We start from the raw sequence: 17,992 nt of genomic DNA on the forward strand, positions 1-17,992 counted from the left end.
ATGCGCCGGATTCTGTGGCACGATCGGCCTCCAGGACACGACGGAGGGATGGGGACCATGAACGGACTCGACGGCAGGACGGTGCTCGTGACGGGCGCCGGTGGCGGGATCGGCGGCGCCATCGTCCGCGACCTGGTGGCAGCCGGTGCGGACGTGGTGGCCAGCGGTCGCGACGACGCAGCGGTCGCCCAGATCACCGCGGAGACCGGGTGCCGGTCGCTGACCTTCGACGTCACCTCCGAGGACGAGGTCGCAGCGGCGCTCGACGGGTTCGACCTCTGGGGCGTCGTCGCCTGCCACGGGTTCGGCGGGGAGATCGCCACACCGATGGAGACGGACATGGACGTCTTCGACAAGGTCATCGCCGTCAACACGCGCGGCACGCTCCTCGTGACCAAGTACGCCTCCCGGACCATGATCCGGCTCGGGCAGGGCGGCTCGATCGTCAACGTCTCCAGCCAGGCGTCGCTCGTCGCGCTGCCGAACCACGTGTCGTACGGGGCGTCCAAGGCCGCCGTCGACTCGATCACCCGGGTCAGCGCGCTCGAGCTCGGACCGCACGGCATCCGCGTCAACTCGGTCCACCCGACCGTCGTCATGACGGAGATGTCGGAGTTCTACTGGGGCCGGCCCGACATCGGCGAGCCGTTCCTCGAGCAGATGCCGCTCGGCCGGTGGGCGACGCAGGAGGAGGTCTCGGCCCCGGTCGTCTTCCTCCTGGGCGACGGCGCGTCGATGATCACCGGCGCCCACCTCCCGGTGGACGGCGGATACACCTGCCGGTGAGCCCGCCGGGAGGCCGGGGTGCGAGGATGTCCCCCGTGGTGAGCATGCGGGACGTGGCTCGCGAGGCCGGTGTGTCGGTGAAGACCGTCTCGCGCGTCCACAACGACGACCCGCACGTCTCCGCCGAGACCCGCGAGCGCGTCGAGGAGGCGATCAGCCGGCTCGGCTACCTGCCGAACACGCTCGCGACCACCTTCCGGGACGGCCGCTCCGCCGTCGTCGGCGTCGTCGTCCCCAGCATCGAGGACCCGTACTTCGCCGCGATCGTCCACCAGGTCGACCGGACCGCCGCCCTGCACGGCATGCTGACGATCGTCGCGGGCACCGGTGCGGACCCGGTCGAGGAGCGCGAACGCGTCGAGACGCTCCTGAGCCGGCGGCTGAGCGGCCTGGTGCTGGCGCCCGTGTCCGAGGACCAGTCATACCTGACGCCGTGGGCAGGCTCCACCCCCCTGGTGCTCGTCGACCGCCAGCCGACCCGGCTCACGGCGGACTCCTTCACGACGGACGACGCCGGCGGTGCGGCCGTGCTCACCGAGCACCTCCTCTCCCACGGCCACCGCCGGATCGCGTTCCTCGGCGACACCCCGCGGCTCTCGACCACCGCCGACCGCCTGGCCGGCTACCTCCGCGCGCTCGCGGACGCCGGGGTGGACGCACGCCCCGACCTCGTGGCCATGGCCGACGACGACCCCGGGGGTGTGGACGGCGTGCTCGACGCCCTCACGGCGCTCGACGCCCCACCGACCGCCCTGGTCAGCTCCAACGCCCGGTGCACGCAGGCTCTCGCGCCGCGCCTCCGGACGCTCGGGCTGGCGGTGGTCTCGTTCGGCGACTTCCCGCTGTCCGACGCCCTGGTCCCCTCCGTCACGGTCCTCGACCAGCAGCCCCGCCTCGTCGGCGAGCTCGCCGCCGCGCGGGTGATCGACCGGCACGCGCACCCCGGCCGACGGTTCCGGCGTCGGACGACGGTGCCGGCCGTCCTCGTCGAGCGCGACTCGTGCCGGGGCGAGGCCCCCGGCACGAGTCGCTGAGCTCTCCTCGGAGAGGTGCGGTCAGGCAGCGGCGACGGCGACGGCCGTGACGGCCTCGCGCAGCTCGCGGAGCCGGGGCTGCGAGAACGTCGTCAGGCGCTCCTCGCGCTCCTCCGTCGTCATCCCCAGGCTGTCCTTCCAGAGCGACCGGCCCGCCATGGCTCCCGCCGCGCCGTGCGCGACCGCCGTGCGGACCTGGCCGATGAACGTGGCGTGGTCGACGCCCGCGGACAGGACGGCCCACGGGACGCCGTCGGCGGCGGCGGTCACCGCGGCACAGGCCTCCGGGCTGCCCGGGTAGGGCAGCTTGAGGACCTTGGCACCGCACGCGACCGACAGGGCGGCCGCGTCGGCGACCAGGGTCGGGAAGGCGGCGGCGTACTCCTCCTCGGTCTCGCCCTCGAGCCGGTAGGTGAGGATCTCCACGATGAGGAGCAGGCCCTCGTCCGCGCACGCCCGCACGAGGTCGCGGATCTCCTGGGCGACGCGCGACCCGGCGTCCTGCCGGTCGGTGCGCACGTACCAGAGCATCTTGGCGACGGCCCCGCCGAGGTCCCGGACCGTGCGGGGCGTGACGCCGTCGACGTGGCGGGTGTACCGCAGCCCGTCGACGGTCTCGAAGCCCGAGGCGTCCATCCCGACGACGAGCGCGGTGTCCCGGCCCAGGACGCCGTCGTCGACGATCTGGGGCAGCGCGACCTCCGGGTCGAGGAGGATGGCCGGTGCGTGGTTGCCGAGGTAGGTCACGAGGTCGGCCTTGGCGTCGGCGAGCTGCTCGGCGCTGATCGCCGCGGGACCGTCGGGGTTCCCCATCACGGCCTTCATGCCGTTGCGCTGGTCCGCGGCCACGATGAGCATCGCGCCGTCGGGCGTGCAGATCGTCGACAGGGCACGTCGTTCGAGGGTGGTGAGCTGGTTCATCGTCATCTCCTGGTTCGGGTGGTCAGTCGGTGAGCTCGGCGGCACGGGCCGCGAGCAGGTGTGCGGCGAAGCCCGCCGCGCCGTGGGCGGTGTCCTGGGTCCGGGAGGAGACCCGGACCCCAGGGAGCACCGCGGCTCGCGCCGTGCGGACGGACTCCATGCCCGCCCATCCGCCGGTGAGAAGGGTCGACGTCGCCGGCGGGAGCTCGCGGTCCATGACCTCCACCAGGCGCCGGATCTCGTCGTTGCCGTGCTGGAGCACGGCGAGGAAGGCCTCCGCCGGGGTGACGCCGTCGGCGCGCACGGTCAGTCCGAGGACGCCGTCGTCGTTCCGCGCACCCGTCACGTCGACCGCGCCGGGTGCGAGGGCGGAACCTGCTCCGAGCCGGACGACCTGCTCGTCGAGCTCGGCGCGCCGAGCGGCGTCGTCGATCCCGAAGAGCTGGAGCGAACGGCGCATGAGGAGACCGGTCTTCACCCCGGCGACGAGGACGTGCTGCCCGGGCACGACGTGGTGCACACAGTTGACGAGCGCGCCGGCAAGCCGCCGCCGGACGTCGGCGGTCAGGGGCCCGTCGACCACGCGCAGCAGCACCTCGGCCGTGCCCATCGAGACGTGGTAGGCGTCGGCGACGAGGCCGCCGGAGACCGCCGACACCAGGTGGTCGTGCCCGGCCACGGTGAGCGATGCGCCCTGGAACATCTCCGGGACGCGGGCTCCGGCCATCTCGCCCAGCGGGGTTCCCGCCTCGACGAGCTCGGGCAGGAAGCCCGGACCGACGCCGAGCAGGTCGAGGGCCTCGCCCCACGGCGCACCGGTGTCCTGGTCGAGGAGACCCGTGCGCGAGGTGAGGGACAGCTCGCCGACGAGCCGGCCCCCGAGGACGTGCGCGAGGTACTCGGGGAGGTTCGCCCACCGTGACCCGGCCAGCGGGACACCGCTGTCACGCAGGTACAAGAGCTTGGCGAGGGTGACCTGGACGCCCCACGGGAGTCCCGTGCGGCCGGCGAACCGCGCCCGGAACCCGTCGGGGAGCGCGGCGACCTGCGGCTCCCCGCGGGGGTCGAACCACGCGATGCCCGGGCTGAGGACGGTGCCGTCCCCGGCGATCACGAAGCCCGTCTCGCCCATCCCCGCCACCGCGACGGACGCGACCCGCGGGGACTCCAGGCCCACGTCGTGGACGAGCGCGTCGGCCACGTCCGCGAGCAGGGCCTCGACCGTCGCCACGAGGTCGTCGGCGAGCATGTCGGTCGTGCCCGCCGGTCCGCCGACCCACGGGGTCGGGCGCTGCCTGACCAACAGGGTCCGGCCGTCCCTGTCGGTGACGAGGATCTTGATGCCGGTGCTGCCGAGATCGAGCCCGGCGACCAGTTCGTGCACGAAGGTCAGCTCCTTTCAGGGGGCGCTCGTGGCGCTGCGCGGGCAGGGCCGAGCACGCCGCCCTGCTCCACGGCAGGGCGGCGGCCGGTGCGGTCGGTCGTCAGCAGGTCGAGGCGTAGAGCGCTGCCTGACCCTCCTCGGTGGCGAGGTCGTCGACCGTGAGGATCGAGAAGCCGGTCTGGATCCTGCTCTCGGTGGACTCGCCACGGATCGCGGCGACCGCCTGCTCGACGCCCTGGTAGCCGATGTCGAAGGGCTGCTGGGCGATGATCGCCTGGACGGTGCCGTCCTCCAGCGCCTCGACCTGGGCCGGGCCGGCGTCGAACCCGACGACCTGGACCTCACCCGCGACACCGGCCTGCTCGATGCCGGTCGCGGCACCCTCGGCGCTGAACAGGTTCGTGGCGAAGACCGCCTTGAGGTCGGGGTAGCGCTGCAGGGTCGAGGTGACGATGTCCGCAGCGCGAGCCGGCTGGTTCTGCGCGTACTGGACCCCGACGTACTCGAAGTTCGGGTCGGCGGCAGCCGCCTCCTCGAACCCCTTGACCCGGTCGTCGGAGGTCGAGATACCGGGCTGGTTGTCGATGACGAGGACCTGACCGCCGTCGGGCACCAGGGCGGCGATCGCCTCGAAGGCCGCGGCACCGCCGCCGACGTTGTCGGACGCGATCTCCGAGACGGCGATGGACGGGTCCTCGAGGGTCGTGTCGACGAGGACCACCTTGCTGTTCTCGGCCGCGTCGGCGAGGGGTCGCTGCAGGGCGCTGACGTCGTTCGGCGCGATGAGGATCGCGTCAGGCTTGGTCGCCGTGACGGACGACACGATGGGCTGCTGGAGCGCCGGGTCCCACTTCTGCGGTCCCTGGACGCTCACCTCGATCCCGCCGAGCTCCTCGGCGGCAGCGAGGACGCCGCACTCCATCGAGATGTAGAAGTTGTCGCCGATGACCCCCTGGATGAAGGCGAGGTCGATCGAGTCGGAGTCCGAGCCGGCCGGCTCGGAGACGGACGCGGCGTCGGAGTCGGAGGCGCAGGCGCCGAGCACCAGGAGCAGTGCGGTGGCGGCGGCGGGCAGGACGATCTTCTGGGGACGCATCTATGAGTCCTTTCGGTGGTGGGTGAACAAGCGGAAGAATCTGCGGGGCCTGGAACCGCCTCGGACCGCCCGGGCCCGACGGACCTGGTCGGCGTAGACGGCCAGGATGAGGAAGGCACCGACGACCACCTGCTGCCAGTACGGCTCGACACCGAGGATGACGAAGCCGTTGCGGAGCGTGGCAGGGATCAGCAGCCCGACGACGGTGCCGAAGACGGTCCCGATGCCGCCGAACAGGCTGGTGCCGCCGATGACGACGCCGGCGATGACGTCGAGGTTCGTCAGGCTGTGCCCGGCGATGGTGGTGGAGCGGAAGAACGTGAGGTTGAGCAGGCCCGCGAGCCCGGCGAGCAGGCCGGCGAGCGCGTACACCTTGATGAGCTGGCGCTCGACGTTGATCCCGACGCGGCGGCATCCCTCGGCGTTGGAGCCGACCGCCGAGGTGTGCAGGCCGAAGCGGGTGCGGCGCAGGAGCACGATGCCGAAGACGACGACGCACGCGGCGACGATCACGAGCCCAGGGACGCCGAAGACGTCTCCGAACCCGATGGTGTCCACCAGCACGTCCGGCACCGCACGACGGTCGATGCCACCGGTGAGGACCTGAGCCAGACCGAGCGCGGCACCGAAGGTACCGAGCGTCACGATCATCGGCGGGACCTTCGCCTTGGCGACGAAGAAGCCGTTGAGCAGGCCCCAGCACAGACCGGAGAGCAGGGCGACCCCGATACCGACCACGGCCGACGACCAGCCCTGGCCGTCCCCGACGAGACCCATTGACATCGATGACACAACACCGCTGAAAACGAGGACCGAGCCCATCGAGAGGTCGATCCCGCCGGTGACGATGATGAAGGTGGTCCCGACGCCCAGCACCGCGAGGATGGAGACGCTGATCGCGATGTTGCGGAAGTTGTTGGAGTCGAAGAACGCCTCGGGGCTCAGGACGCTGAAGAGCACGACGATCCCGAGCCAGACCAGGACGATCTGCATGGCCTGGGCCTTGAGCCCTGACGCGAGCCGTGCGGTGAAGGGCACCTGGTTCGCGGTCGACGCGGGCGCCGGCCTGACGGATGTCTGGACCATCACGCGGCCTCCTTGCCGTCGAGGGCACCGGTCATGGCGCCCACAAGTTCTTCGACGCTGCTCTGCGCCGCCTCGTACACCGCGACCCGGCGACCCTGCCGCATGACGTGGACGCGGTCGGACACCTCCAGCACGTGCGGCATCGAGTGACTGATGAGGACGACGGCGATGCCGCGGTCCCGGATGCGCCGGATGAGGTCGAGGACACCGCGCGTCTGCACGACACCCAGGGCAGCCGTGGGCTCGTCGAGGAAGATCACGTTCTGCGCCCACGCCGCGGCGCGAGCGACGGCGATCGCCTGACGCTGGCCACCCGACATGCCGCCGACCGGCCCGGTGTAGTTGCGCACCGTCGCCCCGAGGTCCTCGAAGGCCTGCCGTCCGTCGGCGCGCATGGCAGACCGCTCCATAAAGCCGAGCTTGCCGAGGATGCCCGGCTTCATGCGCTCGCGGCCCAGGTACATGTTCTGGATCGGGTCGAGATGGTTGGCGAGCGCGAGGTCCTGGAAGACCGTCTCGACCCCCCGACGTCGTGCGTCCGTCGGGCTGCTGAGCACGGTCGCCTCGCCGTCGAAGCGCAGCTCACCGGAGTCCGGTTGCTCCACCCCGGCGAGGATCCGGACGAGCGTCGACTTGCCCGCACCGTTGTCGCCGATGATCGAGCAGACCTCACCGGGACGGACGTCGAAGCTGGCACCCTGCAACGCCTGCACCGAGCCGTAGCTGCGGACGATGTCGCGTGCCTCGTAGACAGGCTGCGTGTTCATGCGAGCACCGTCCCTCGTCGGGCGCGGGGTCCGGTCGGACCACGCCACCGTGCTGCGGGAGTCATGCTTCCTCCTAGGTTTCTCGTCGTCGAGTCCATCAGGTCGTGCGCGGGGTCAGGGGCGTAGCTCGCCCGAACCTCGGGGGATGAGCCGGGCGGGGACCGTCACGATGGGGTCGTCGAGCGTGCGGGTCGGGTCGGCGAGGCTCGCCAGCATCGCCTCGGCCGCGGCCGCCCCGACCGCCGTCGGCGAGTGGTCGATCACGGTGATCGCCGGCGACAGGCTCTCGGCCATGTCGAAGTCGCCGATGGCGACCACGGCGAGCCCCGTCCGGCCGTACTGCCGGACGGCCGGGACGACCCCGAGGGAGAGCCGCGTGTTCGTCGAGATCACCGCGGTCGGCGGCTCGTCGAGGTCCATGAGCTCGGTGATGGCCCGCACCACGTCGGACCGGTCGTCGCAGTTCCCCCGGACCAGGCGCTCGTCGACCTCGAGGCCCGCGGCGAGCATCGCCGCCCGGTAGCCCTCGTGCCGGCGTCGCGTGGTCTCGACGACCGGGGCGTCGCTGACGAGCGCGATCCGGCGGTGGCCGTGCTCGATGAGGTGCTCCGTCGCGGTGCGGCCGAACCCGAAGTCGTCGGAGACGACCGACTGGGCGCCGGGGAGGTCCCCGATGCGGTCGACGAAGACGACCGGTGCGTCGCGCAGCGGGACACCGTCCAGCGAGCTGCGGGAGATCGGCGCCACGATGACGCCGGCGCACCGTCGCTGGACCAGGCTCTGGACGAGGTCGCGCTCACGCTGCTCGTCCCGGTTGCTGGAGGCGATGAGGACGCGGTACCCGGCGGCGTCGAGCATCGACTCGATCCGCGCGACGAGCTGGGAGAAGAACACGTCCCCGACGCTGTCGATGACGACACCGACCAGCCGGTCCTTGCCGGCTCGCAGCGAGCGCGCTGCCGGGTCCGGCTGGTAGTCGAGCGAGCGCATGGCCTGGGCGACGGCGGCTCGGGTGGACGCGGCCACCGCCGGGTCGTCGTTGAGGACGCGTGACGCCGTCTTGATGCTCACCTTCGCCATCTCGGCGACGTCCTTGAGCGTCGCGCCTCGGGTCTGGGCCATGTCACGTCCTTCGGATGTCATCGTTGTCATCGCTGTCTGGGCACCACCATGGGGCATCGATGACAAGGATGTCAACGCCGCGGACCAAAGTCGTCCGATTCGTGCGGGATCGTGCAGGATCGCTAGGACGTGTGGCCTCACTGCGGGGGTCGGCGCCTCGAACTGCTCTCGCCACGGAGCTCAGCGAGCCGGAAGCCGGATCACTCCGAGGGTGGTGGCCCGACAGGTGCCGTGAGGGTCTGGGCGACGGCGACGGCCAGCTCCCGGTGGGAGTGGGCCATGGCGGTCAGGCGGGTCCTGAGCTCAGCCCTCCATGCGGGGTCGTCGTGGTTGGGTGTGCTGAGGGCGTGAGTGATGCGGACCAGCGAGCAGGCGGCGTGCGCGCCGGCGAACAGTCGCAGGTTCGTCAGGTCGGCGTCATCGAGCGGCCGTACGCTGCGGTACCCGGCGACGAACGCCTGGACGAGTCCTCGGCGTGCCGCGTCCGGCTCACCGTCGGGTCCGGTCAGGTCTCGTAGCGCGTAGGCGATGTCGGCGGCATACCAGGACACGGCGGCCTCGTCGAAGTCGAAGGCGGTCGCTCGGTCAGCGTCCCAGGCCAGGTTGTCGAGCTCGAAATCGCCGTGGACCACACCGAATCGGGCACGGTCACGCGGCAGGACGGCGAGCCTGTCGGACAGGCGCGCAGCGGCCTTCACCAGGAGGGGATCGTCGGCGAACCATCGGGGTACTCCGGTCAGTTCGGCGAAGGCGACGGGTAGACCGGTCTCGAGCCCGGCAGCGGCGTCGTGCATCGAAGCGAGCGTGCGACCCCAGGCCCGGGCCCGATCCTCGGTCAGGTCGTCGACGTCGAGCTCGTCGCCGGGAGCAGCGTCGACCATCATGGCGTGCATCGGTCCCAGCGTCGTCGGCACCGTCACGATCAAGGTGCCGGTCTGAGCCGGGACCGGGCGGACCACAGCCGCGCCGCCTGCGGCGAGCCGGTCCATCAGCGTGCTCACGGCCGCCATCGGGCCGGCGCCCCGAGAGGAGTCGGGCACGAACCGCAGGTATCGCTTCCCGCTCGGGTCGGGCAGGACGAACACGTGCGAGGCGCTCGAGCGCCACCACTTCGCCGTTCCAGGCGAGCACCCCCATGCGGCAGCCACCTGGTCGGCGACCGGGCTCTCCCACGCGGCGGTCACGGTTCGTCTCAGACGATCGATCTCCAGCAGTGGCATCATCGCCGCTCAGCATCACGTCCCGGAATACGCCGTGCAACACCTTTGCCGATCACACCAAGCGCACCGCACCCGAGCGCACTTCCGCTGCACGACGTCACTGAACCCCGACGCCCTACCGCCGGAATCTCTACGGAAGCACCCGCAGAGCGTCGACGATCTGCTCGGCCTGGGACGCGACGTCGGCCGCCGCGTCGACCTCGATGAACGGCACGCCCGGCGGGTCGAGGTCCAGGCTCCCCACGTACGCCGCGACGTCGGCCGTCTTGGCGGCGTCCCGTGCCGCCCCGCGCGCGACGAGGCGCCGGCCGAGCTCCTCGGGCGTGATCCGCAACCACGCCAGGACCGGACGGCCGCCGGCGTCGGCGATCTGCTCGGCGAGGCGGTCCCACGCGGCCGGGTCCTGGCGTTCCGCGGTGAAGGGGGCGACCAGGACGGACGGCACGCCGACGCGGGCGCAGTCGCCCGCGACCCGCAGGACGCACGCGTAGCGCGCCTCCCGGACGAGCGCCGCGAGCCGCGGGTCCGCGTAGTCGTCGGCGCCGATGGTCCGGGCGACGACGTCGACCAGGGGGTTCGTCATCGAGTCCTGGTCCAGGAGCGCGGCCCCGGTCGACCTCGCGAAGGCGGCGGCCGTCGTGGACTTGCCCGACCCCGGCGGCCCGGTCATGACGACGACCCACGGTCCTGTGTGCACGGCCAGAGCCTACGCGTGCCCACGACCCGCCGGCTCGATCTCCGCGATCCGCAGCGCCGCGACGAGCTCCTGGTAGAGCTCGTCGGTGGCGAGGAGCTCGGCGTGGGTGCCGCGGGCCCGGACCTGGCCGCCCTCGAGGACGACGATCTGGTCGGCGTCGACCACGGTCGACAGCCGGTGGGCGATGGTCAGGACGGCGCCGTGCTGCGCGGTGCGGTGGATGACGTCCTGCACGGCCACCTCCGTGAGCCCGTCGAGCTGGGCGGTGGCTTCGTCGAGGAGCAGCACCGCGGGCCGGCGGACGACGGCGCGGGCGAGGGCCACGCGCTGACGCTCGCCGCCCGAGAGGTCGGTCGCGTGCACGAGGGTGTCGAGCCCGTCCGGCAGGGCTCGGACGGTGGCCTCGAGCCGCACGGCGCGCAGCGCCTCCCACACCTCGTCCTCGGTGGCGTCGGGGTAGCGGAACAGCAGGTTGTCGCGGACGGTGCCGGAGAGCAGCGGCGTCTCCTGCTCGACGTACGCGAACCGCGCCCGGACGGTGTCGATGCTCAGCTCGTCGTAGGGCACACCGTCCAGGCGCAGCACCCCCGCGTCGGGCTCGACGAACCGCAGCAGCAGCGACATGAGCGAGGTCTTGCCCGCCCCCGAGGGTCCGACGAGGGCCGTGTGCCCGCGGCGCGGCACGTCGAGGTCCACACCGTCGACGGCGGGCCCGGTCGCCCCGGGGTAGGTGAGCCGAACACCCTCGAGGGCGAGGACGGGCGGGAGGTCGTCGTCGGGCGTCCCGTCCGTGCGCTCGGGGTGGGAGCGGCCGGCCGCGAGGTCCTCGATGCGGATGGCCTCGGTCTCGCGGATGCGGGCCGCGGCCGCCACGCCGGACTGCAGCTGGGTGAAGGTCTGGGTGAGGGTGGTGATGGGGTCGACGATGTTGAAGGCGTAGAGCAGGAACGCGACGAGCGTCGACACCTCGAGGGTCCCCACGCCCACACGCCAGGCACCCACGCCGAGGATGACGATGACGGCGAGCTGGATGCCGCCACCCGCGATGGTCCAGGCCACCGCGGTGACCCGCACGGCGCGGATGCTGTGCCGGGCGGACTCGTGGGCCTGGCGGGAGACCTGCTCGGCCTGGCGCTCCTCGGCGCCGCTGGCCTTGACGGTGCGCAGGGCCCGCAGGGCGCCCTCGAGAGTCGAGCCGACGTGCCCGAGGGACTCCTGGGCCTTGCGCTGCGCGAGGCCGATCTTGGGCAGCAGCGTCCCCATGAGCACCGCGACGACGACGATCGCGGCGAGGGTGCTGAGCAGCAGCGGCACGTCGAGCACCGCCATGAGTACCACGGTGCCGACGAGGGAGACCAGGCCGTTGACGAGCTGCACGATGCTCGACGACGCCGCCTCCCGCAGCAGCACGGTGTCCGAGGTGACGCGCGTGACGAGCTCGCCGGGGGTGCGCTGCTGGACGTCGCCCAGGCGACCGCGCAGCATCCGTTGGACGAGGGACTGCCGGGCGTCCAGGACGATGTGCTCGGCCAGGCGACCCAGCACGATCCACTGGATCAGCCCGGTGATCGACCCGAGGATCAGCAGGCCCACCAGCAGCGCGACGGGGCCGGCGAGCGAGACGCCGGTGCCGAGGGTGTCGAGGACCCACTTGGTGGCCATGGGCATGGCGAGCGCGGTGGCGGTCGCGCCGAGGCCGAGGACCGTACCGAGCACCACGGTGCGCAGGTGCGGGCGCACGAACCCCCACAGCACCGCGAGGTTCTGCCAGCGCAGCGGGACGGGAGGGGGTGCGTCGGTGGTGCCCGGGACGGCGGGTGCCTCGGCGGTGTCGGTGGCCATGCTTCGAGTGGAACACTGCTGTTCCACAAAAGTCAACGCCTATTCCGCCACGGGCGAACGTTGTACCGTGGAGGCGTGGCAGCAGAGAGCACGACGAGCCAGGGTGCGTCCACCACGGGAGACGCAGAGCGAGGCACCAAGGCGCGCACGCGCCGCGCGATCCTCGAGGCGGCGGCGACCGTCCTCGCGGCCGACGGCTCCGCCTCGCTCGCCGCCGTCGCCGACGCCGCCGGGGTGGGCCGCACCACCCTGCACCGCTACTTCCCCGAGCGCGTGGACCTGGTGCGCGCCCTCGCGCAGCACACCGTCGCGGAGTCCGACCGTCGCTACCTCGAGGCCCGGCCCGACGACGGCGACCCCGTGGCGGCCCTGCGACGGATCGCCGAGGCCCTGCTCGATCTCGGACCCGTGCTCATGTACCTCTACTCGGAGCCGCTGGTCACCCAGGACGCCGAGTGCCGGTCCGTGCTCGAGAGCGGCGAGGATCCCCTGGATCGCCTGCTCGAACGCGCGCGGCCGGTACTTCGCCCCGACCTGCCCGTCGCCTGGGTGCGTCGCGCGTTCTGGTCGATGCTCTACACCTCGTGGGAGGCCGTGCGCGAGGACGGCATGGCCCGTCACGAGGTCCTGGAGGCGCTCATGACGACCTTCACCGAGGGAGTCCTCGCGCCGGAGACCGCCGCCGAGCGCGACGAGGGCTGAGCTAGACCAGGCGGGCGCTGACGCGGAGGTCGTCCCCGACGTCGAGCCGGACGTCGGCGATCCGCACGCCGTCGGGCAGTTGGGCCGCGAGGTCGATCCGCTGGTTCGCGACCTCGTCGATGCGGTTGCGCACGGCCAGCAGCAGTCCCGCGACGAGCGGGTTGGCGCTCGTGAGCCGGACGTCGCCGACGCTGAGGACGAGCGCGTCGTCGAGCGAGGCCGAGGCCGTCGCCGTGGCGCTCGCCGAGAGAAGCCCCTTGCGCAGGCGCGCGAACGCGCGCACCGACGCCGCCCTCGGGCCGTCGCTCGTGAGGGTGACGTCGAGCGCGGTGAGCCGCAGCCCCGCCTCGGCGAGCCCGTCGGCGAGCTGCTGCCGCAGTGCCGCGACGACCGGCTCCTGCGGTGCGGCGACCTGGAGGAACCCCGTCACGGGCCGCTCCCCCGTCGGCCCGGCGGCCTCGAGACCGAGACGGCCGTCCGTGCCCTCCACCCACCAGAAGCCGAGGTCCTCGAGCAGCACCGTGACGTCGACCGGGACGTCCATGACGACGACGGGGTGCGCCTCGACCCGCAGCCGCCGCAGCCGTGCGGGCTCCCGGTGCCGGACGGCTGGCGGGTCCCACTCCTCGACGTCGTGCAGGTCGTCGTCGCTGCGCACCTCCACCCCGGTGAGGTCGACGTCGAGCGTGTCCACGTCGGCGCTGCCGGTCCCGTCGAGCGTCGCGACGACGCGCGGGCGCTCGATCCCGATCTCCCGGAGGAGGTCGAGGACGCGGTCCGCGACGTCAGGGCCGGTCGTCGGTCGCGGAGCGGCGCCGAAAGGGACGAGCTCCAGGCGGTCGGTGACGATGTCCTCGGTCATGCGGGCGAGCCTAGAGGGTTCGGCATGCGGACCGGGACCTTGTCGAGGATGCCGCCGAGGACGCCGCTCGATCCCGTGATCGAACTGTGACCGACGAGTTACCTGATACTCGCTATCCCTGGATCGGCCCGGGTTGCTAGCGTCGACGGTGATGTACCTAGTACTCCAGGTATCACCAACATCGGTGTGCCCGGAGTCGGCCCACGGGAGCAACGACGCCCCGGGCCCGTGCCATCCTGCCGCCCGCAACGACGCGAGGCGCGAGAGAGGACGACCCATGACGCAGCACGCCTCGCCACGCCCATCCCGCACGCACACCGTCCTGACCACCGTCGCGCTCGTCGCACTCACCCTCGCGGTCGTCGGGCTCGTCGCCTTCCTGCTGGTCTTCCACGGCAGGGTGGCCGACGGCGCCGCTCGCCTCGACGACGGCGCGGGCCGGTTGGACACCGGTGCCGTCGAGCTCGCCGCCGGTGCGGACCGGGCACAGGAAGGGGCGGGCACGCTCGCCGACGGCGCGGACGACCTCTCGTCCGGTGCCGCCGAGCTGGCCGCCGGTGCCGAGCGCGCGTCCGACGGTGCCGCGAGGCTGGCCGAGGGCAGCACGACCGCGCTCGACGGCGCGACCGAGCTCGCTGACGGCGCGGGCACGCTGAACGCCGGGGCGAGCCGCCTCGCACCGGGTGCCGCCGACGCTGCCGCAGGCGCGGGCCGGCTCGCGGCCGGGACGGGCGAGCTGGACGACGGGGCGGCGCGCCTCGCCACCGGGACTCATGACCTCGACGACGGGGCGGCGCGCCTGGCGAGCGGGAGCGCGCGGGCGGCCGACGGAGCGGGCAAGATCGCCGACGGCGCCGGGACGCTGCGTGACGGCGCCCAGTCCTTGCGCGACGGTGTCACCACTGCCGCGGGCGGCGCGGGGCGGGTCGCCGCCGGGGCGGACGGTCTCGCGGCAGGGTCCGCGTCGCTCGCCGGCGGGGCCGAGGCCGCGGCGGCCGGGGCGTCCAGCGTCGCGACCGGGTCCGAGGGCTTGCGGCAGGGAGCCGCGCGGCTCGCCGCGGGCGCCGAGGACGCCGCGACCGGCGCCGGTTCGCTCGCCGCGGGCACCACGCAGCTCCAGGCCGCAGGCGGAGAGCTGTCCGCAGGGACGCGGTCCGTCGCGGGGGGCACCGCGCAGCTCCACGAGGCGTCCGGGCGGCTCGCCGCCGGGGTCGCCCAGGCGCGCGACGGTGCGCAGGGGTTGCACGAGGGCGCCCGCACGCTCGCCGGCGGCACGGCGCAGGTGCGGGCGGGCTCGGCACAGCTCGCCGCCCAGCTCGCAGGCCTCGCCGGGTCCGTCGATGACCCGGAGCTCGCGGGGCAGCTCCAGGCGCTCGCACAGGCCGCGGGCCACGTGTCGGCCGGCGCCGCGTCCGCCGACGACGGCGCGGCGGGCGTCGTGGCCGGCGCCGACCGGCTCGCGGCCGGTCTCGCCGGGGCCGAGGGCGCTGCCGCCGGAGCGGCGGCGATCCGGGACGGCCTGGGAGACCTGGCGGTCGGCGCGGGTGCGGCCGCGGACGGCGCGGCGCGCCTCCGCGCGGGCGTCACGACCCTCGCCGGCGGGGCGACGGAGCTGGCCTCCGGCACGTCGGACCTGGCCGCAGGGGCGCGGGCGCTCAGCGCGGGCGCCGGTGACCTGTCCGCGGGGGCCGGCGCTCTCGCCGCCGGGACGCAGGAGGTCGCGGACGGCGCCACCCGCGTCGCCGACGGCAGCTCCGCCCTGCGCACGGGCGCCGAGAGCCTCGCGGACGGCACCCTGCTGCTCGCCGACGGCGCGGAGCTGGTCGCCGGGGGCAGCGGCACGCTCGCCGACCGGACGGCCGAGCTCGCGGACGGCACCCTCGACCTCGCCGACGGCGCCACCGACCTGGCCGCCGGTGCGACCCGCGCCGCGACCGGTGCGGCCGACCTGTCCGCCGGGACCTCTCGTGCGGCCACCGGGGCGCGCGACCTCGCCGACGGCGGGGTGCGCCTGGCCGCCGGCGCCCGTGACCTCGCCGACGGCACGGTCCGGCTGGCGGACGGGACGGTGTCGCTGCGGGACGGCCTCGACACCCTGAGCGCGGGCACCGCGGATCTCGCCGAGGGCACCGCGACCCTCGCCGACGGCAGCGCGCGGCTGCACGACGGCTCCCGCACCCTCGCGGAGGGAAGCGCCGCGCTGCACGACGGCGCGGGCACGCTCGCCGACGGAGCCTCCACCCTCGCGGGGGGCACCACCGAGCTGTCCGCCGGGACGACGACCCTGCGGACCGACGTCGCGGACAGCCCCGTGGGGCGCCTGTCGGTCGGGGCGTCGGCCGTCGTGGGCGGGAGCGTCCTGGCCGGCGCGGCCGGCATCGGCCTCGGGCTGCGTCGCCGCCTGGCCTGACCCACGGCCGCGGGGCGCACGCCCCGCGGCCCGACGACTCGGGGACGTCCACAGTCGACGGTGTCGCCCCCGCGGGGCGGCGGTCCGGGTGCATCAGGGCACCGGGGCCGCCGCCCTTTTCCTGCACGACCGCGCCTACTGCCGCCGGCGCCGCGCGAACGCCACCGCGGCCGCCACGAGGAAGACCGCGGTGATCCCGGCCGTCCATGCCACGGCGAGCCACGCCGTCGGGCCCAGGTCCGTCACGGGCGACCCGTCGGACCCGGTCCCGACCAGCAGGCCGCGCGTCGTCTCGATGACGGACGTGATGGGCTGGTTCTCCGCGAAGCCACGCATCCAGGACGGCATGGTCTCCGGCGGGACGAACGCGCTCGACACGTACGGCAGGAACAGCATGAAGAACCCGAACCCGCCGGCAGCCGCGGGCGTGTGCGCCAGCACGCCGACGAACGTCGCCACCCACGTGATCGCGAGGACGTAGAGCACGATCATGGCGATCGCGCCGCACCACTCGAGCGCGGTGGCGTCGGCGCGGAAGCCGATGAGGAACGCGACGCCGAAGACGATCACCGTGGACACGAGGTTCTTCACGACGCTCGCCACGACGTGGCCGGTGAGCATCGTCGAGCTCGCGATCGGCAGGGAGCGGAACCGGTCGACGATCCCGCCCGCCATGTCCTGCTGGACCGCGAGCGCCGTGTTCGACGCCCCGTACCCCGCGCAGAGCAGGATCACGCCGGGCGTCGCGTAGGTGATGTAGTCGGTGCCGACCTGCATCGCCCCGCCGAAGACGTAGACGAACAGCAGCATCATCATCACGGGCAGCAGCACGGCGAGGAGCAGCTCGTCGGGGTCGCGGCGCACGAGGCGCAGCGACCGTCCGATCATCGTGCCGGTGTCGGCCACGAGGTGGCGCACGCGGTGCCGGGCGGGGCCGGGTGCGCGGTGGGTGGAGGTGCCCGACGGCGGGGCGAGGGTCTGGGCGGTCATGCTGCGGTCTCCTGTTCGGTCCGGGCGCGATCGGCCCGGTCTGTCCCGTCGGTCGCGGTGGCGCGGGCCGTGCGGGCGGTGTGTCCGGTGAGGGTGAGGAAGACGTCGTCGAGCGTGGGGGCGCGGACCTCCCAGGAGGTGGGCACGACCGCGGTGGCCTCGACGGCTGCCAGGACGGAGCGCACGTGGGGCACGGACCCGTCGGTCGGCACGCGCAGGCGGGTGCCGTCCCGCGTGAGGTCGAGCGCGGCGGCGACCAGCGCGGCGTCGGCCACGGTGGCGAACGTCAGCTCGACGCCCGCGTCCCCGACCTGGCGCTTGAGCTCGGAGGAGGTGCCCTCGGCGACGACGCTGCCGTCGTCGATGAGGGCGATGCGGTCGGCGAGCTGGTCGGCCTCCTCGAGGTACTGCGTGGTGAGGAACAGGCTCGTGCCGCGCGCGACGACGTCGCGGATGACGTCCCACATCGTCTGGCGGCTGCGGGGGTCGAGCCCGGTGGTGGGTTCGTCGAGGAACATCACCTGCGGGTGCGCGAGCAGGCCCGCGGCGAGGTCGAGGCGGCGGCGCATGCCGCCCGAGTACGTCCCGACCCGGCGCCCGGCGGCGTCCGTGAGGTCGAACGCCGTGAGGAGCTCCTCGACGCGGGGGGCCACGGCGCGCCGCGGCAGGTGGGCGAGGCGCGCCATCATCGTGAGGTTCTCGGCGCCGGTCTGCTTGTCGTCCACGGCCGCGTACTGGCCGGTGAGGCTGATGACCTCGCGCACCCGGGCGGCGTCGTGCACGACGTCGAGGCCGGCCACGGTCGCCCGGCCCGCGTCGGGCGCGAGGAGCGTGGAGAGGATCCGCACGGAGGTGGTCTTGCCGGCCCCGTTGGGGCCGAGGAGGGCGAGGACCTCGCCGCGGTGGAGCGTGAGGTCGAGGCCGGTGAGGACGGTGGTGCGCCGTCTCGCCGGGCCGAAGCTCTTGTGCAGGCCCTCGGCGCGGACGGCGACGTCCGCGCCGGCGGAGCGGCTGGTCGACGAGCGGGTGGTCATGGCGTCTCCAGGGTTCGACACTGCGTGGGGCGCAAACTG

16 protein-coding genes are annotated in these 17,992 nt (G+C 73.5%); 4 read left to right on the top strand and 12 right to left on the bottom strand.

The genetic code is table 11. The annotated features are described in order from the left end of the window. The first annotated feature begins 57 nt into the window (after nt 1–57). Together OHL10_RS11175 and OHL10_RS11180 are read left to right on the top strand one after the other, a co-directional pair. The gene (locus tag OHL10_RS11175) at nt 58–786 is read left to right on the top strand and encodes an SDR family oxidoreductase (RefSeq protein ID WP_265522296.1); all 729 of its coding nucleotides are present in this window, start codon (nt 58–60) and stop codon (nt 784–786) included. A 44-nt stretch (nt 787–830) separates the two neighbouring features. Continuing rightward, nucleotides 831–1,820, top strand: coding sequence for a LacI family DNA-binding transcriptional regulator (locus OHL10_RS11180; RefSeq protein ID WP_265522465.1), 990 nt, complete (start codon nt 831–833; stop codon nt 1,818–1,820). Nucleotides 1,821–1,841: 21 nt separating this feature from the next. On the opposite strand, the gene OHL10_RS11185 is transcribed toward OHL10_RS11180, so the two are convergent. The 9 genes from OHL10_RS11185 to OHL10_RS11225 form a co-directional block, all read right to left on the bottom strand. Continuing rightward, the gene (locus tag OHL10_RS11185; RefSeq protein WP_265522297.1) at nt 1,842–2,741 is read right to left on the bottom strand and encodes a hypothetical protein; all 900 of its coding nucleotides are present in this window, start codon (nt 2,739–2,741) and stop codon (nt 1,842–1,844) included. Nucleotides 2,742–2,763: 22 nt separating this feature from the next. Continuing rightward, nucleotides 2,764–4,125: an FGGY-family carbohydrate kinase gene (locus OHL10_RS11190; RefSeq protein WP_265522298.1), complete on the bottom strand. Its 1,362-nt coding sequence runs from the start codon at nt 4,123–4,125 to the stop codon at nt 2,764–2,766. Nucleotides 4,126–4,225: 100 nt separating this feature from the next. Beyond that, entirely contained in the window at nt 4,226–5,221 is a 996-nt protein-coding gene (locus tag OHL10_RS11195) for an ABC transporter substrate-binding protein (protein ID WP_265522299.1), read from the bottom strand. Beyond that, a complete protein-coding gene (locus tag OHL10_RS11200) occupies nt 5,222–6,307 on the bottom strand; it encodes an ABC transporter permease (RefSeq protein WP_265522300.1) in 1,086 nt (361 codons plus the stop codon). It lies immediately after the preceding gene. Further along, complete coding sequence (locus tag OHL10_RS11205) at nt 6,307–7,074, bottom strand: ATP-binding cassette domain-containing protein (protein ID WP_265522301.1); 768 nt, start codon at nt 7,072–7,074, stop codon at nt 6,307–6,309. The genes OHL10_RS11200 and OHL10_RS11205 overlap by 1 nt, the downstream gene beginning before the upstream one ends. 114 nt (nt 7,075–7,188) lie before the next feature. Then, a complete protein-coding gene (locus OHL10_RS11210; RefSeq protein WP_265522302.1) occupies nt 7,189–8,196 on the bottom strand; it encodes a LacI family DNA-binding transcriptional regulator in 1,008 nt (335 codons plus the stop codon). 200 nt (nt 8,197–8,396) lie between these two features. Then, a complete protein-coding gene (locus OHL10_RS11215; RefSeq protein WP_265522303.1) occupies nt 8,397–9,380 on the bottom strand; it encodes a phosphotransferase enzyme family protein in 984 nt (327 codons plus the stop codon). A gap of 166 nt (nt 9,381–9,546) precedes the next feature. Beyond that, a complete protein-coding gene (locus OHL10_RS11220; RefSeq protein WP_265522304.1) occupies nt 9,547–10,113 on the bottom strand; it encodes a P-loop nucleotide/nucleoside kinase family protein in 567 nt (188 codons plus the stop codon). A 9-nt stretch (nt 10,114–10,122) separates the two neighbouring features. Continuing rightward, complete coding sequence (locus tag OHL10_RS11225) at nt 10,123–11,955, bottom strand: ABC transporter ATP-binding protein (protein ID WP_265522305.1); 1,833 nt, start codon at nt 11,953–11,955, stop codon at nt 10,123–10,125. Nucleotides 11,956–12,030: 75 nt separating this feature from the next. On the opposite strand from OHL10_RS11225, the gene OHL10_RS11230 reads away from it, so the two are divergent. Continuing rightward, on the top strand, nt 12,031–12,657 hold the full coding sequence (locus OHL10_RS11230; RefSeq protein ID WP_265522306.1) for a TetR/AcrR family transcriptional regulator: 627 nt from the start codon (nt 12,031–12,033) through the stop codon (nt 12,655–12,657). Between the two features lies 1 nt (nt 12,658). Here the strand turns inward: OHL10_RS11230 and OHL10_RS11235 are convergent, their stop codons facing one another. Next, nucleotides 12,659–13,519, bottom strand: a complete 861-nt coding sequence (locus OHL10_RS11235; protein WP_265522307.1) for a hypothetical protein — start codon at nt 13,517–13,519, stop codon at nt 12,659–12,661. 277 nt (nt 13,520–13,796) lie between these two features. Between OHL10_RS11235 and OHL10_RS11240 the strand changes: the two genes are divergently transcribed. Next, a complete protein-coding gene (locus OHL10_RS11240; protein WP_265522308.1) occupies nt 13,797–15,929 on the top strand; it encodes a YhgE/Pip domain-containing protein in 2,133 nt (710 codons plus the stop codon). Between the two features lie 135 nt (nt 15,930–16,064). Here OHL10_RS11240 and OHL10_RS11245 read toward each other — a convergent pair whose 3' ends face one another. Further along, entirely contained in the window at nt 16,065–16,919 is an 855-nt protein-coding gene (locus OHL10_RS11245; protein ID WP_265522309.1) for an ABC transporter permease, read from the bottom strand. After that, nucleotides 16,916–17,953: an ATP-binding cassette domain-containing protein gene (locus OHL10_RS11250; RefSeq protein ID WP_265522310.1), complete on the bottom strand. Its 1,038-nt coding sequence runs from the start codon at nt 17,951–17,953 to the stop codon at nt 16,916–16,918. The genes OHL10_RS11245 and OHL10_RS11250 overlap by 4 nt, the downstream gene beginning before the upstream one ends. Between the last annotated feature and the right edge of the window lie 39 nt (nt 17,954–17,992).

Source organism: Oerskovia flava, assembly GCF_026163685.1.
Taxonomy (GTDB): Bacteria; Actinomycetota; Actinomycetes; order Actinomycetales; family Cellulomonadaceae; genus Oerskovia_A; species Oerskovia_A flava.

What these genes read in the sequence shown, in the direction of transcription:
- OHL10_RS11175 (WP_265522296.1), top strand. Translation starts at nt 58, where the DNA reads ATGAACGGACTCGACGGCAGGACGGTGCTCGTGACGGGCGCCGGTGGC.
- OHL10_RS11180 (WP_265522465.1), top strand. Translation starts at nt 831, where the DNA reads ATGCGGGACGTGGCTCGCGAGGCCGGTGTGTCGGTGAAGACCGTCTCG.
- OHL10_RS11185 (WP_265522297.1), bottom strand. Translation starts at nt 2,741, where the DNA reads ATGAACCAGCTCACCACCCTCGAACGACGTGCCCTGTCGACGATCTGC.
- OHL10_RS11195 (WP_265522299.1), bottom strand. Translation starts at nt 5,221, where the DNA reads ATGCGTCCCCAGAAGATCGTCCTGCCCGCCGCCGCCACCGCACTGCTC.
- OHL10_RS11200 (WP_265522300.1), bottom strand. Translation starts at nt 6,307, where the DNA reads ATGGTCCAGACATCCGTCAGGCCGGCGCCCGCGTCGACCGCGAACCAG.
- OHL10_RS11205 (WP_265522301.1), bottom strand. Translation starts at nt 7,074, where the DNA reads ATGAACACGCAGCCTGTCTACGAGGCACGCGACATCGTCCGCAGCTAC.
- OHL10_RS11210 (WP_265522302.1), bottom strand. Translation starts at nt 8,196, where the DNA reads ATGGCCCAGACCCGAGGCGCGACGCTCAAGGACGTCGCCGAGATGGCG.
- OHL10_RS11225 (WP_265522305.1), bottom strand. Translation starts at nt 11,955, where the DNA reads ATGGCCACCGACACCGCCGAGGCACCCGCCGTCCCGGGCACCACCGAC.
- OHL10_RS11235 (WP_265522307.1), bottom strand. Translation starts at nt 13,519, where the DNA reads ATGACCGAGGACATCGTCACCGACCGCCTGGAGCTCGTCCCTTTCGGC.
- OHL10_RS11240 (WP_265522308.1), top strand. Translation starts at nt 13,797, where the DNA reads ATGACGCAGCACGCCTCGCCACGCCCATCCCGCACGCACACCGTCCTG.
- OHL10_RS11245 (WP_265522309.1), bottom strand. Translation starts at nt 16,919, where the DNA reads ATGACCGCCCAGACCCTCGCCCCGCCGTCGGGCACCTCCACCCACCGC.
- OHL10_RS11250 (WP_265522310.1), bottom strand. Translation starts at nt 17,953, where the DNA reads ATGACCACCCGCTCGTCGACCAGCCGCTCCGCCGGCGCGGACGTCGCC.